11 protein-coding genes are annotated in these 14984 nt (G+C 39.3%); 1 reads left to right on the top strand and 10 read right to left on the bottom strand.

Annotation, left to right across the window (positions count from 1 at the left end):
* Positions 1-118: 118 nt before the first annotated feature.
* From rho to N7Z68_RS14910, 6 genes are all read right to left on the bottom strand, one after another.
* Positions 119-1396: a transcription termination factor Rho gene (rho, locus tag N7Z68_RS14935; RefSeq protein ID WP_275119291.1), complete on the bottom strand. Its 1278-nt coding sequence runs from the start codon at positions 1394-1396 to the stop codon at positions 119-121.
* A gap of 364 nt (positions 1397-1760) precedes the next feature.
* Positions 1761-2726 carry a class II fructose-bisphosphatase gene (gene glpX / locus N7Z68_RS14930; protein WP_275119290.1) on the bottom strand — a complete coding sequence of 322 codons (966 nt, stop codon included), beginning with the start codon at positions 2724-2726 and terminating at the stop codon, positions 1761-1763.
* A 206-nt stretch (positions 2727-2932) separates the two neighbouring features.
* Positions 2933-4219, bottom strand: coding sequence for a UDP-N-acetylglucosamine 1-carboxyvinyltransferase (gene murA, locus N7Z68_RS14925; protein WP_275119289.1), 1287 nt, complete (start codon positions 4217-4219; stop codon positions 2933-2935).
* Positions 4220-4516: 297 nt separating this feature from the next.
* Positions 4517-5164, bottom strand: a complete 648-nt coding sequence (gene fsa / locus N7Z68_RS14920; RefSeq protein ID WP_275119288.1) for a fructose-6-phosphate aldolase — start codon at positions 5162-5164, stop codon at positions 4517-4519.
* Positions 5165-5270: 106 nt separating this feature from the next.
* A complete protein-coding gene (gene fba, locus N7Z68_RS14915) occupies positions 5271-6134 on the bottom strand; it encodes a class II fructose-1,6-bisphosphate aldolase (RefSeq protein WP_275119287.1) in 864 nt (287 codons plus the stop codon).
* A gap of 231 nt (positions 6135-6365) precedes the next feature.
* A complete protein-coding gene (locus N7Z68_RS14910) occupies positions 6366-6740 on the bottom strand; it encodes a response regulator (protein ID WP_275119286.1) in 375 nt (124 codons plus the stop codon).
* 156 nt (positions 6741-6896) lie between these two features.
* On the opposite strand from N7Z68_RS14910, the gene N7Z68_RS14905 reads away from it, so the two are divergent.
* Positions 6897-7433, top strand: coding sequence for a DUF2529 family protein (locus tag N7Z68_RS14905; protein ID WP_275119285.1), 537 nt, complete (start codon positions 6897-6899; stop codon positions 7431-7433).
* A gap of 280 nt (positions 7434-7713) precedes the next feature.
* Here N7Z68_RS14905 and pyrG read toward each other — a convergent pair whose 3' ends face one another.
* From pyrG to N7Z68_RS14885, 4 genes are all read right to left on the bottom strand, one after another.
* Complete coding sequence (gene pyrG / locus N7Z68_RS14900; protein WP_275119284.1) at positions 7714-9351, bottom strand: CTP synthase; 1638 nt, start codon at positions 9349-9351, stop codon at positions 7714-7716.
* A gap of 325 nt (positions 9352-9676) precedes the next feature.
* Complete coding sequence (rpoE, locus tag N7Z68_RS14895; protein WP_275119283.1) at positions 9677-10195, bottom strand: DNA-directed RNA polymerase subunit delta; 519 nt, start codon at positions 10193-10195, stop codon at positions 9677-9679.
* 773 nt (positions 10196-10968) lie between these two features.
* A complete protein-coding gene (icmF, locus tag N7Z68_RS14890; protein WP_275119282.1) occupies positions 10969-14232 on the bottom strand; it encodes a fused isobutyryl-CoA mutase/GTPase IcmF in 3264 nt (1087 codons plus the stop codon).
* Between the two features lie 37 nt (positions 14233-14269).
* On the bottom strand, positions 14270-14893 hold the full coding sequence (locus N7Z68_RS14885; RefSeq protein ID WP_275119281.1) for a TetR/AcrR family transcriptional regulator: 624 nt from the start codon (positions 14891-14893) through the stop codon (positions 14270-14272).
* Positions 14894-14984 lie beyond the last annotated feature (91 nt).

Genomic DNA, 14984 nt, shown 5'->3' with positions numbered 1-14984 from the left:
CCTTCCGCCCTGAATCTTTTCGAAACAGAGTTTAAAATCACACATGACGAAATTATAACAAGGCATAGACCATTTTGCAACTTTATTTTGAATATAGTTGCTGGATAATACCGGAACTTTATCTTCTGCCTTTCTTAAACCCGCTCATCTCTTTTTCCATCGCTTCAAAAAAGTCTTCATTTGTCTTTGTTTCTTTAATTCTGCGAATGAAGTGATCCATGAAGTCTGGAGAGTCTGTCATTGTTTTGCGAATCGCCCACATTTTTTCTAACTGATCCTTCGGTAAAAGCAGCTCTTCTTTACGCGTTCCTGAACGTAAAATATCAATCGCAGGGAAAATACGACGTTCAGCCAATTTACGGTCTAAGTGTAATTCCATGTTACCTGTACCTTTAAATTCTTCATAGATAACATCGTCCATTCGAGAACCTGTCTCCACTAAGGCTGTAGCTAAGATCGTTAAGCTTCCACCCTCTTCAATATTTCTTGCGGCACCGAAGAAACGTTTCGGTCGGTGGAACGCTGCAGGATCAATCCCCCCTGATAATGTACGTCCACTCGGCGGAATGACAAGGTTATAAGCACGCGCCAGTCGAGTTATACTATCCATTAAAATGACAACGTCTTTCTTATGCTCCACTAGACGCATTGCCCGTTCTAATACTAACTCGGCGACTTTAATATGATTTTCTGGGACTTCATCAAACGTTGAGCTAACAACTTCTGCTTTTACAGAACGTTCGATATCTGTTACTTCCTCCGGACGCTCATCAATAAGTAAAACGATTAGTTCCACATCCGGCTGATTTTCAGCAATGCTGTTGGCTACTTCTTTCAGTAATGACGTTTTACCTGCTTTCGGCGGCGCTACGATCAGACCACGTTGTCCAAATCCAACCGGTGAAATGACATCGATAATTCGTGATGAAATTTTCTTAGGGTTTGGTGTTTCTAACTGAATTTTTTCATTCGGATAAAGAGGAGTTAAGGCCGGAAAGTGAGGACGTTCCTTTGAAGTATCTGGGTCTTCACCGTTTACCGCTTCTACATGTAAAAGTCCGTGATAACGCTCGTTTTCCTTTGGCGGTCTTACTTTACCTGAAACTTTATCACCATTTCTTAGATCAAATCGGCGAATTTGCGATGCGGAAATGTAAATATCTTCTTGGCTTGGAAGATAATTAATTGGTCTTAAAAATCCAAATCCTTCTGATTGAATAATTTCAAGAACACCTTCCATAAACATTAATCCATCTTTTTCAGCTTGTCCTTTTAAAATCGCAAAGATTAATTCTTTTTTGTTTAACTTACTATAGTAAGAAACTTTATATTCTTTCGCAAGCTCATAAAGTTCTTTCAATTTCTTATTTTCTAATTCTGCTAAATTAATTCCCATTGGGACACCACGCTTTTCTTTTATACTAAAAAATACCCTTATTTGAATCAAATAAACACTTTCATACGTCAGCAGCCACACTTATGTACTTTGTGTTATTTTTTTAAAAATTAAATCAACGAACACTGCTTTATCTAAAAAATGATTTTAAGCTGAATAAAATGAATGAATTCATTCGGGAAACGATCTCTTAATAAAAGAAGGAGTAAAATGAAGTTTAATAGCATTTGAAAATGTAGGATCTATTTATTTTGCGTATAGTTACTATTTTAACCACACTATAGAGATTTATTCAATTATTCTTTACTAAAATTCATAAAAAAATTGGATACCACAGATATTCGCTGGTGGCATCCAATTAACTTTATTTAATAACTAAGTCTGGTTTCTTTTTCATACTATGCTTTCCATCGACAAATCGAACCGTTCCTGATTTTGCACGCATAACTAACGATTGTGTTACGGCAGTAGTCCCTTTATAACGGACTCCTCTTAAAAGCTCTCCATCCGTTACACCCGTAGCTGCAAAGATCGCATCGTCACCTTTTACTAAATCATCCATCATTAAAACACGATTCGGATCGTCAATTCCCATTTTACGGCAACGCTCTAATTCTTCTTCATTTTGCGGTAATAACTTTCCTTGAAGTTCTCCGCCTAGACATTTTAGTCCGACCGCTGCTAGTACACCCTCAGGCGCCCCTCCAGAACCTAGCATAATGTCTACACCTGTATCCTCAAATGCGGTATTAATAGCAGCTGCAACATCACCATCAGGCATAAGTTTAATTCTAGCACCCGCTTCACGAATTTCCTTAATCATTTGCGCATGGCGCTCACGATTTAAGATCGCGACAACTAAATCTTCAATATCCTTATTTTTGGCCTTCGCAACAGCAGCTAAATTCTCAGCGATAGGTGCATCAATATTCACTTTACCCACTGATTCTGGTCCTACTGCAATTTTATCCATATACATGTCTGGTGCATGTAATAAACAGCCGTGGTCCGCAACAGCAATGACAGCCAGTGCATTCCATTGACCGGATGCTACGATATTTGTTCCTTCTAACGGATCTACAGCAACATCGACACGAGGGCCATAGCCTGTCCCTAGCTTTTCACCTATGTATAACATCGGTGCTTCGTCCATTTCACCTTCACCGATAACAACAGTTCCTTTCATCGGAATCGTGTCAAATACATCACGCATAGCTCCTGTTGCCGCTTCATCTGCTTCATCTTTTTTCCCGCGACCCATCCAACGTGCAGACGCAAGGGCTGCAGCTTCTGTTACTCGTACAAGCTCCATTGATAGACTTCGTTCCATATCGATTCTCCCCTTTTATTCAGTTGTTTGGAAAGCTGAAGTGCCTGCTTACGAGCAGCTGGCTGCCCATACGTGCCTAACGTTAGACACCGTTGAAAAACCATACAACATAAATCACATTAAGCAAGGCATCTTTCCTAACTATAAACTGTCATAAAATTAATCTCTCTTATACTATACTACTTCCAGCTTTAGGATTGAAGTCTCTATGAACTTTTTACTTGTTCGACTTCTTCATCTGACATTTTTTCACGCCATACTTTAGCACCTAAGTTTAACAGTTTATTTTCCAGGTCCTCATAGCCCCGGTCCACGTGTTCTAGGCCCGTTAGTTCTGTAACACCTTCTGCTAGTAAGCCGGCAATAACAAGAGCCGCACCTGCACGCAAGTCACTAGCTCTAACTTTTGCACCTTGAAGTTTTGTTGGTCCTGAAATAATCGCTGAACGACCTTCAACCTTTACATTAGCTCCCATACGGCGTAATTCATCAATATGCTTAAAGCGGGCGTTATAAATCGTATCTGTTACAATGCTCGTTCCTTCGGCTTGAGTGAGCAAAGTGCCGAATGGTTGCTGTAAATCCGTCGGGAACCCTGGATAAACTAAGGTTTTAATATCAACGCCAGTTTTCGCAAGGCAATTGTGGATTAACACTTGATCGTCATTGGTCTCAATCTTTAAACCCATTTCTCGAAGCTTCGCAATTAACGACTCGACGTGATATGGGATAATATTATCGATTAAGATTTTTTGTCCGATGGCAGCAGCCATAATCATGTAGGTTCCTGCTTCAATTCGATCCGGGATAATCGAATGACGGCAACCATGTAATTCTTCTACACCGTCGATTCGAATGACATTGGTTCCTACCCCTTTAATCTTAGCACCCATGCTGTTCAGCAATGTAGCCACATCAATAATCTCCGGCTCTTTTGCGGCATTTTCAATAATCGTGCGGCCCTTTGCTTTTACAGCCGCTAACATAATGTTAATCGTTGCACCGACACTCACAACATCTAAGTAAATCTTTGCGCCTCGCAGTTCATCCGCTCGTAAGTAAATGGCTCCTTGCTCATTTGTTACGGTTGCTCCAAGTGCTTCAAAGCCTTTAATATGTTGGTCAATTGGTCTTGGCCCTAGATTGCAACCACCCGGTAAACCAATCACTGCTTTTTTAAATTTTCCGAGCATCGCACCCATTAAATAGTAGGAAGCACGAAGCTTCTTCACTTTTCCATTAGGCAGAGGCATGGCTACCATATCTTTAGGATCGACAATCATTTCATGGTCTTTTAACTCGACCTTTCCACCTATTTCTTCTAATAAGTCTGCTAATAATTGTACATCTGATATTCTCGGTAAGTTATCAATCGTTACAGTGGAATCAGCTAATATTGCTGCCGGAATCAGGGCTACAGCACTGTTTTTCGCTCCGCTAATTTGTACTGTTCCCTCTAGAGGGTAACCACCTTCGATAAGTAATTTCTCCATACTGATTCACTTCCTCATCCAATCTCATCTTTTTTAAAGTGAATGATCTATCGTTTTGCTCATGTTATCATGCACATACTTCCCATTATAACCAATTTCAATTCAGATAAAGGGTTTTTTTAAAATTTTAAGTATTTTTTCATACCATTTTGGTAACTTACAAAGAAAAAAAGCCGACTCAGGTTGTGTAGCTCCCTCCAACACCTGATTAGTAAAATAAAGATGTTCTAGCATCAGTAATCGGTAAGTAGGGTGCCTGACACTATCGTTGAGTCAGCTGCTTTTTCTGTTTTTTATCTATTTACTTTTTTGTTTTTCCCAGTCGGCTAAAAACTTTTCAATTCCTTGATCCGTTAAAGGGTGCTTAACGAGTTGATGAATGACTTTATATGGAATCGTTCCAATGTGTGCACCTCTTGCCGCTGCTTCGCTCACATGAACGGGGTGTCTTATCGATGCAGCAATAATTTCTGTTTGAATTCCATGGACGTCAAAAATTTCAACAATCTGAGTGATTAAATCTAAACCATTGTGCCCAATATCGTCTAAGCGCCCAAGAAATGGTGATACATATGTAGCACCTGCTCTAGCAGCAAGCAGTGCTTGAACCGCTGAGAAGATAAGCGTCACATTCGTTTTAATCCCCAACTCAGAAAAAGCATGTACTGCTTTAAGCCCGTCTACTGTCATCGGGACTTTAATTGTAATATTAGGGGCAATTGCTGCAAGCTCTTTTCCTTCTTCAATCATTCCTGCAGCATCTGTTGCAATTACTTCTGCACTCACAGACCCTGATACAATTGCTGTAATTTCACGTAAACGTTCATGAAAATCAACACCTTCTTTAGCAACAAGTGAAGGATTCGTCGTCACTCCTGCTAAAATACCTAGATCATTCGCTTCGCGAATTTCATTAATATTTGCTGTATCGATAAAGAATTTCATTTTGCTCCCCCTATCCATCGTTGTCGATTTTCATTTTTTCGACTATTAATAATGAAGAGTTAAAAGCAGAAGATTATATTCTGCTCTTAACTCTTGCTGATGAGTATTATGCTTTATTTGAAGAACCAAATTCACGCATTTTGCCTTTAACCGTTTCTTTAATTGCATCACGTGCAGGCCCTAAGAATTTTCTTGGGTCATAAAGATCCGGCTTTTCAGCTAAAACTTCACGAACTGCTTTCGCTGAAGAAATTTGGCTTTCTGTATTTACATTGATTTTTGCGTGACCATATTCGATCGCTTTTTGAACATCTTTTGTCGGAATACCTGTTCCACCATGAAGAACTAGTGGAATACCAACTAATTCGTCTATTTCTTTCATACGGTCAAAACCTAAGTTAGGCTCACCTTTATATGGACCGTGAACTGAACCTAATGCAGGCGCGAAGCAATCTACACCTGTTTCACGAACTAATTGCTCACACTCAGATGGAATCGCGTATGCTGCTTCTGCTTCATCAACGATTAAATCATCTTCTTGACCACCGATACGTCCAAGTTCAGCTTCTACAGATACTCCGAGAGCATGTGCAACAGCAACAACTTGTTTTGTGATAGCGATGTTTTCTTCAAGCGGGTGGTGAGAGCCGTCGATCATAACGGAAGTGAATCCAGCGTGAATAGCCTCTACACACTTTTCGAAGCTAGATCCATGGTCTAAGTGAATTGCTACTGGAACCGTAACATTGTACTCTTCCATTAAAGATTTCACCATATTTACAATTGTTTTGAAGCCACCCATATAGCGAGCAGCACCTTCAGATACTCCACAAATGACTGGAGATTTTTCTTCTTCAGCCGCTAATAAAATCGCTTGAGTAAACTCCAAGTTATTTAAGTTAAATTGTCCAACAGCGTACTTTTCAGCCTTTGCTTTATTAAGCATTTCTGTCATTGAAACTAAAGGCATTTCTTCATCCTCCTTAAATTAAAGCTACATCTAGCCATCTTAACTTACCGATATTCGCGGGTAAATTCTTTTTCAAGATACCCTTAATGAGAAAAAAATATCCAAAACCAATAATATGTATTCAAATCATTTCCATGACTGGTAAGCGTAATATGACCGTAACCCATTATAGCATAACAATGCTTTTTGTAAAAAAGGAGACTGTGTTAATTCTTTAAGGCGAATTTTTGTCTATCCAATATTTTTTGACTTGAAGTTCTCTTTAATAACATTACGCACATCGTCAATATCGAAAGGCTTAGCGAAGTGATTAATCGCTCCTAGGTTTAGTGCCTCATTGATCATATTCAATTCTCCGTACGCCGTCATCATCATCACATCGACATGCGGTTTAATTTCCTTAATACGTTTAAGAATTTCAAGTCCATCCATTCCTGGAATTTTCATATCTAATAAAACGAGGTCCGGCACTTCCTCTTCCACGATTTTCAGCGCTTGAACTCCGTTAGCAGCCTGAAACATTGTATACCCATCTTTTTGAAGAATTTCATTTAATAACACACGAATTCCATACTGATCGTCTACGACTAATATTTTTTTTGGCAATGGTTTACCCTCCTGTTGGTTATCTATATTTTAGGTTTTATTCTTAAAATACTGTTTAATCCAATTATTTATATTCTCTATACATTTGTGATTTTCCTCTTTTTTGGTTATATTCAATGAGAAAAATTATTTGAAAGAATTAGAGGAGTATTGAAAATGATACAAATATTTACAACGCAATTAAGTGGAAAAATGAAGTCGTTAAAAGAAAAGCACGAGGAATTGATTGAGGATTGCAGCCGTATGATGGCCCAATCAGTGGTCAGTGGACATTCTCTTTATTTATTTGCTTCAGGAGAAATGAAAAGTGTTATTCCTCAGTTTATAGATGGCATCGACAGCTTTGAAAATGTAAAAGTAATTGAAAGCGTGGAGGATTTACCCCTTTTAGAGGATCAAGATACCACTTTCATCTTCTCACCTTCCAGCCACGATGAAAAGGCACTGGAAATCGCCCATGCAATAACAGCTAAAAATAAATCGTTTATTGCAGTCCTCGGTGAAACGAAGGAAGACCAGGATGATGACGGCGGGTTACATTCTTTAACTGACCTGACGTTTCAATTACAAGCTAGTCCAATGGTTCCTACCGATGACGGCTCCCGTATCGGAACGCCCACAGCTCTTCTTGCGCTGTTTGTCTTTCATTGCCTTCACTTAACTACAACAGATATTTTAGCTGAGTATGAGTGATCGGTGCTGCAGAACGTTCTAGATAGCAATTGAGCTTCTATTTAGCGTTACGCCGATATGTGATGCAGTTTCGCCGATATAGTAGAAATTTCGCCGATATCTGTTGCGACTTCGTCGATATATTAAAAGTTACGCCGATATCTGGTGCAATTGGGCCGATAACTTTATGCTTCTTCGTCGCCAAACCGGATTCCCAGCAAAAAAATAAAAAAAACGAGTAGGATCACAGGGATCTTACTCGTTTTTTCGCTTAAATATAAAATTCGGCCTTATTCAGCTCTTAAAATGCACCGTTTGAAGTTGTTTCTTTTACAACAGCGCCTTTATTTAATGATGCGTTAATAAACTCACGGAATAACGGTTGTGGTCTTGTTGGTCTTGAAACAAATTCTGGGTGGAACTGAGATGCTACGTAAAACGGATGGTCTTGGATTTCAATGATCTCTACTAAGCGACCATCTGGGCTCGTCCCTGAGAAAACAAAACCTTTTTCTTCCATTTGTTGGCGATACTCATTATTGAACTCGTAACGGTGACGGTGACGCTCGTACACCACTTGCTCTTCGTATGCTTGTTGAGCCACACTGCCTTCAACTAATTTACAAGGATACAGCCCTAGACGTAACGTTCCGCCCATATCTTCAACATCTTTTTGCTCTGGTAAGAGGTCAATGATCGGATAGTTTGTTTCTGGATTTAGCTCAGCTGAGTTTGCTCCTTCTAAGCCAAGAACGTTGCGTGCAAATTCGATTGATGCTAGTTGCATTCCTAGGCAAATTCCTAACATAGGCACTTTGTTTTCCCTTGCATATTGAAGCGCTGCAATTTTACCTTCAACACCGCGGTCGCCAAATCCACCAGGAATTAGAATTCCGTCAGCATCTCCAAGTAATTCTTTCACGTTCTCTGGTGTTACTTCCTCAGAGTTTACCCATTTGATTTCAATATCTGAATCGAATGCATACCCTGCATGGCGAAGCGCTTCTGCAACTGATAAATATGCATCTGGTAACGCTACATATTTACCAACAAGAGCAATCTTCGTTTTCTTCGAGAGGTTTTGTACTTTATTAACAAGAGCTTGCCACTCGACCATGTCTGCATCGCCGCATTGCAGACCTAAATAGTTACATACAATATCATCTAAGTCTTGAGCTTGAAGGTCTAATGGTACTTGATATAATGTTTCTGCATCGCGTGCTTCTATGACCGCATTTTTATCGATATCACAGAATAACGCAATTTTTTCTTTCATATCTTGAGGTACTGGCTTTTCTGTACGAACGACAATAACGTTCGGCTGAATTCCCAGACTGCGAAGTTCTTTTACACTATGTTGAGTCGGCTTTGACTTCATTTCACCAGCAGCTGCTAAGTAAGGAATTAACGTACAGTGAACATACATAACATTGTTTACGCCCACGTCACTTTTAATTTGACGGATCGCTTCAAGGAACGGTAAGCTCTCGATATCCCCTACAGTACCTCCGATCTCTGTAATAACAACATCTGCTTTTGTTTCACGGGCGGCACGGAATACACGCTCTTTGATTTCGTTCGTAACATGTGGAATAACTTGTACCGTTCCACCTAGGTAATCGCCACGGCGTTCTTTTTTAATAACAGTTGAGTAAATTTTACCCGTTGTCACGTTACTGTTTTGGCTTAAGTTAATATCGATAAAACGCTCATAGTGACCTAAGTCTAGATCTGTTTCCGCTCCATCATCTGTTACGAACACTTCCCCGTGCTGATATGGGCTCATTGTTCCTGGGTCCACGTTAATATAAGGGTCAAATTTTTGAATCGTTACTTTTACCCCTCGATTTTTTAATAAACGTCCAAGTGAAGCTGCTGTAATTCCTTTTCCTAATGAGGAAACAACGCCTCCGGTAACAAAAATATACTTCGTACTCAATCTCATCTACCCCTTTTGAAAAATATTTATCTGTAAAAAAATTAAAAATAAATTCCATTTATCGGTTGGCTCAATATGTAACTGTATGTCGGTTAGTATATCCTTGTATTGGTGAAAGAACCCAATAAAAAAACAAAAGTGAGACTTCTCCCTAAAAAGGGGGCGCTCACTTTTGTTAAAACTACAGTTTATATATATTCGAATATTTAATTCTTCTTCAATAGCCCAAAAATGATTTTACCTAGTTCGACAAGAAAAGTCAATATTATATATGTTTTATTCCTAACTTTTGTTGATTGGCTCGTCTGTTTTCAATGAATGACTGTTAACTTAATTCATCGTCCTCTTCGGCAGCGTCTTCATCTTCTTCTTCAAATTCTTCCTCTTCATCATCCGAGAAGCCATCTAAATCTTCCTCTTCAAAATCTTCGCTGTCTTCATTATCAGCTAATTCATCCAGCTCATCTTCGATTTCTTCAAATTCATCTTCGAAATCCTCGAACTCTTCATCAACTTCGAAGTCATCTTCTTCAGTTGCTTTCGCTTTTTTACGCGGCTTAGCTGTAATGATATCTTCTTCAATTTTTTCAATTGGATACCACGCCTTAAGGCCCCATTCGTTATTACCAATACACATAAATCGGCCGTCGACGTTTAAATCTGTATAGAGGTATGAGATGCGCTTTTTCTTTTCTTCTTCTGACATACCTTTTAGTTCTACTACTCGGTTTAGTAAGTCAAAATAATTAAAAGTTTGTTGTTTATTTTCTTTTAAAACATGATAGGCCACTTCAACCATTGATAGTTCTTCTAGTTCTTCACGGCTGTATGCACTAATACTCATACTCACGCACTCCTTTGTCATTTCGTTCATCTATTATGTAATGTTCTAGTTTAGCTGGTAGAAAAACACGCTTTAACACCGAGAATAGTGAAAGTCGTTGGCTTTTCTTACATATCATTCGTTAAAAGAAGTTCAGTCTCCTTTAAGTATATAAAAAATCATACTTTTCATTATAAACATATTTTAAGGTAATATGCTAGAAATGTTAAAAAAAATTCTAAAATCTACTACTTGACGCGAGGACTTCGTTAATTGTTGTATTGCAGTTTGTGGTTCCAATTGGCAGATACGTGAAACAGCTGTCGAAATAGTTGTCAGTTTTTTATTTTTTGCTGATTATAGTAAATTTTATTGGGTACTGGTGTTCAATTGACTGTATTTTGACTTTGTAAGTCTTAGATCCAAGAGTGATCTGGTTTGTAGTTTTAGTTTATTGTCCGAATCGAAGTATTTATTGTCCGATTTTTAGTTTTATTGTCTAAATTGGAAAGTTTATTGTCCGATTTTTTATTTTATTGTCCGAATTCGTGATTTTATTGTCCAAAGTATGTCCAGCGCTCCTATATATAATCACAAAAATTTTCATCCAATTAGTCGATTACAAGTGAGCAATCTAATATACTAACACGTTGAAGCCGGGCTTCAACCCCAGTTAAACGAGATCCAGGCCCCTAAGCTGAAAAAGAAGCTGACTCGCGGTGTCTGTCAGCTCTACGCTGTTGCAAACACATTGAGTCAGCTTCGGTTACCTGCAAAAGGTTATTTCTACTTTCTTACATGTTACGACGGTATTGGCCACCGACTTGATATAATGCTGATGTGATTTGGCCAAGACTCGCTACTTTAACAGTCTCCATCAACTCAGCAAAGATGTTTCCGCCGCTCATTGCTGTTTCTTGCAGACGTTTTAAAGCAGCCGCTGATTCGTCTTTATGGCTCTCTTGGAACGCTCTTAAGTTCGCAATTTGCTGCTCTTTTTCTTCTTTCGTTGCACGTGCTAATTCCATTTCAAACTCTTCTTCTTCTGGTTGATTTGGATTAATATACGTGTTTACACCGATGATTGGTAATTCACCTGTATGTTTTTGCATTTCATAGTGCATCGACTCTTCTTGAATTTTCGAACGTTGGTACTGTGTTTCCATTGCACCTAACACGCCGCCGCGGTCATTGATGCTTTCTAACTCGCGAAGTACTGCTTCTTCCACTAAATCTGTTAACTCATCAATGATGTATGAACCTTGAAGTGAGTTTTCGTTTTTCGCAAGTCCTAACTCTTTTGTAATGATCATTTGAATCGCCATCGCACGACGAACTGATTCTTCTGTTGGTGTTGTGATCGCTTCATCGTATGCATTCGTGTGTAACGAGTTACAGTTATCGTAGATCGCCATTAACGCTTGAAGCGTTGTACGAATATCATTAAAATCAATTTCCTGAGCATGTAATGAACGACCTGAAGTTTGGATGTGGTACTTTAACTTCTGGCTGCGCTCATTTGCAACATATTTTTTCTTCATAACCGTTGCCCAAATACGACGAGCGACACGGCCGATTACTGTATACTCAGGGTCTAAACCGTTACTAAAGAAGAATGATAGGTTTGGAGCAAAATCGTCAATGCTCATTCCGCGGCTTAAGTAGTACTCTACATAAGTAAAGCCGTTAGCTAGTGTAAACGCAAGCTGACTGATTGGGTTCGCTCCAGCTTCAGCAATGTGATAGCCTGAGATCGATACCGAATAGTAGTTTCTTACTTTTTGATCGATGAAGTATTGTTGAATGTCACCCATCATACGAAGAGCAAATTCTGTTGAGAAGATACACGTGTTTTGTCCTTGGTCTTCTTTTAAAATATCAGCTTGAACCGTACCACGAACCGTTTGAAGTGTATATTCCTTCACTTGAGCTACTTCTTCTGCTGTTGCTTTTCTACCTTTTTCTTCTTCAAACTTTTGTAATTGCTGCTCAATTGCTGTATTCATAAACATCGCTAAAATGATCGGCGCTGGACCATTAATTGTCATTGAAACAGACGTTGATGGCGCACATAAATCAAAGCCAGCATATAGTTTCTTCATATCATCGAGTGTACAAATGCTTACGCCACTCTCACCGACTTTACCGTAAATGTCTGGACGGTAATCTGGGTCTTCTCCATATAAAGTAACGGAGTCAAACGCTGTACTTAGACGTTTAGCATCGTCGTCTTTTGATAAGTAGTGGAAACGGCGGTTTGTACGTTCTGGTGTACCTTCACCAGCGAACTGACGCTTCGGATCTTCCCCTTTGCGTTTGAATGGGAATACTCCAGCTGTGTAAGGGAATGAACCAGGAACGTTTTCCTTCATGGACCAATTTAAAATTTCGCCCCAGTCTTTAAACTTAGGTAGTGCTACTTTAGGAATTTTTAAACCAGATAAGCTTTCTGTAGTCAGTTCTGTCACAATTTCTTTGTCACGGATTTTCGTAACGAAAGAGTCTCCAGAATATTTCTCTTTCAAGCTTTCCCAGTTATCAAGAATCTCTTTTGCTTGTGGATCAAGCTTGTTTTCGTAGTGTGCTTTCGTTTGCTCAAGTTGAGCGATAACGCTCTCGTCCGCATTTCCTACTTCTTCAAGAGCTGAGATGGTTCCTGTAATTTGGAATAACTTGCGAGCGATTTCAACTTGCTCTTCTGTTACTTTTTTATACTCACGAATCGATTGTACGATTTCACGTAAGTAGTGTGTTCTGTCTGGTGGAATGATTAAGTTATCCTTCACCACATCTTTACTTGTTTCAATGTTTGTTACCCAGTCTGTTCCACACTTTGTATTTAACGTATCAACGATCGCTTTAAATAATGTGTTTGTACCAATGTCATTGAATTGGCTTGCAATCGTACCGTATACAGGCATGCTTTCTAAGTCTTGATCGAATAAGTTACGGCTGCGTTGATATTGTTTACGAACGTGGCGAAGTGCATCTTCAGAACCTTTACGTTCAAATTTATTGATCGCAATCAGATCAGCAAAATCAATCATATCGATTTTTTCAAGCTGTGTAGGCGCTCCGAACTCACTTGTCATCACGTACATCGCTACATCAGAAATCTCTGTGATTTCAGCATCCCCTTGACCAATTCCGCTCGTCTCAACGATTACAAGATCATATCCTGCTGCCTTTGCTACGTTAATTGCATCTTGAATACTTTCCGAAATCTCACTTCTTGAGCTTCTTGTTGCTAAACTACGCATGAACACACGTGGCGTGTTAATCGAATTCATACGAATACGGTCACCTAGTAGTGCTCCGCCTGTTTTTTGTTTTGTAGGGTCGATAGAAAGGATAGCGATTGTTTTCTCTGGGAATTCATTTAGAAAACGACGAACGATTTCGTCTGTTAATGAACTTTTACCTGCTCCACCTGTTCCTGTAATTCCAAGAACCGGAACGTTTTGCGTCATTTGCTTCAGTTCATTTAATGTTTTCTCTGCTGTTGCTGCAGCTTCATTTAAACCTACTGCTTGTTGCTCCGCTAGAGAGATCAGTCTTGCAACCGCACGAGCATTTTTTTCTTTTAGTTGATCGACTTCATCAGAAAGGTCACGTACTGTTGGGAAGTCACAATCTTCAAGCATTCCGTTGATCATTCCTTGAAGACCATGTTGACGCCCGTCTTCTGGAGAGAAAATACGTGTAATTCCATACTCGTGTAATTCTTTAATTTCTGGAGGCGTGATTACTCCACCACCGCCGCCGTAAATGCGAATGTGGCCTGCACCTTTTTCTTGCAGTAAGTCATACATGTATTTGAAGTACTCCATGTGACCGCCTTGGTAAGACGAGATCGCTATTCCTTGTACATCTTCTTGAATAGCCGCTTCAACTACTTCTTCAACCGAGCGGTTATGTCCTAAGTGAATAACCTCTGCCCCACTCGCTTGAATAATACGTCTCATAATATTAATCGATGCATCGTGTCCATCGAATAAACTTGAAGCTGTTACAAAACGTACTGCGTGTTTTGGACGATAAATTTCAACTGTTTGCATACTTAATTCCACCCTTTCTTCTCTACAGTGCTGATGGTTATTTAATAATGCCTTTTAAAATATGTTCTATTTGAAGCTCTGTATATTGTTCTAATGTAAATTGCTTTTTCAAGACCCAGCGTCTGAACGTCCACATATGTCCTTGAACAAGAATGTTATGAGCAACTAGCTTAATTTCAGCTTCTTCCTCTAAATCGAGCAGACCGTCTTCAACGCAATCTCGAACGATCGATTCGATCATTTCGGTCATCTCATTTTCTTTTTGAAGAACATACGGTAACGCTTCTTTTGGTAACGATTTGGCTTCTTGGTACATGACAAGTACTTCGTCTTTCATTTCGTCAACGACTTTAAAATAAGAAGCAATGGCTTGTTTGAGCCTGTCAATTCCTGAGCTGTCATTATCTAAATATTGTTTCAGGCGATCACGAACTTCCTCATAAATCGCATCACAGACAAGATATAGAACATCTTCCTTTGAACCAATGTATTCGTAAAGTGTCCCAATACTGAACCCTGACTCTTTTGCTATTTCTCGAGTGGTCGTTCGGTGAAAGCCCTTCTCTTTAAATAAGTTAACTGCACCTTTGATCATTTGCTCACGTCGCTTTTTAATGAGCTGTTGATCCTTTACCATCGAAGGCACTTTCTTTTTTCGCAATATAAGACACCTCACTTTATTCAGGTAGCAGGTACCTTTAGTCCTGTGTTGTGTTAAAGGTACCTGCTACCGCCTCTCTTTTTCTATAGAA

This window comes from Alkalihalobacterium chitinilyticum (assembly GCF_029028005.1).
GTDB lineage: Bacteria > Bacillota > Bacilli > Bacillales > Bacillaceae_F > Alkalihalobacterium > Alkalihalobacterium chitinilyticum.
Note: the sequence above shows the minus strand (reverse complement) of the source record. Positions and strands in the feature narration are given on the sequence as shown.

Coding starts and splice junctions, on each gene's coding strand:
- rho (WP_275119291.1), bottom strand. CDS start 1,396: ATGGGAATTAATTTAGCAGAATTAGAAAATAAGAAATTGAAAGAACTT.
- glpX (WP_275119290.1), bottom strand. CDS start 2,726: ATGGAACGAAGTCTATCAATGGAGCTTGTACGAGTAACAGAAGCTGCA.
- murA (WP_275119289.1), bottom strand. CDS start 4,219: ATGGAGAAATTACTTATCGAAGGTGGTTACCCTCTAGAGGGAACAGTA.
- fsa (WP_275119288.1), bottom strand. CDS start 5,164: ATGAAATTCTTTATCGATACAGCAAATATTAATGAAATTCGCGAAGCG.
- fba (WP_275119287.1), bottom strand. CDS start 6,134: ATGCCTTTAGTTTCAATGACAGAAATGCTTAATAAAGCAAAGGCTGAA.
- N7Z68_RS14905 (WP_275119285.1), top strand. CDS start 6,897: ATGATACAAATATTTACAACGCAATTAAGTGGAAAAATGAAGTCGTTA.
- rpoE (WP_275119283.1), bottom strand. CDS start 10,195: ATGAGTATTAGTGCATACAGCCGTGAAGAACTAGAAGAACTATCAATG.
- icmF (WP_275119282.1), bottom strand. CDS start 14,232: ATGCAAACAGTTGAAATTTATCGTCCAAAACACGCAGTACGTTTTGTA.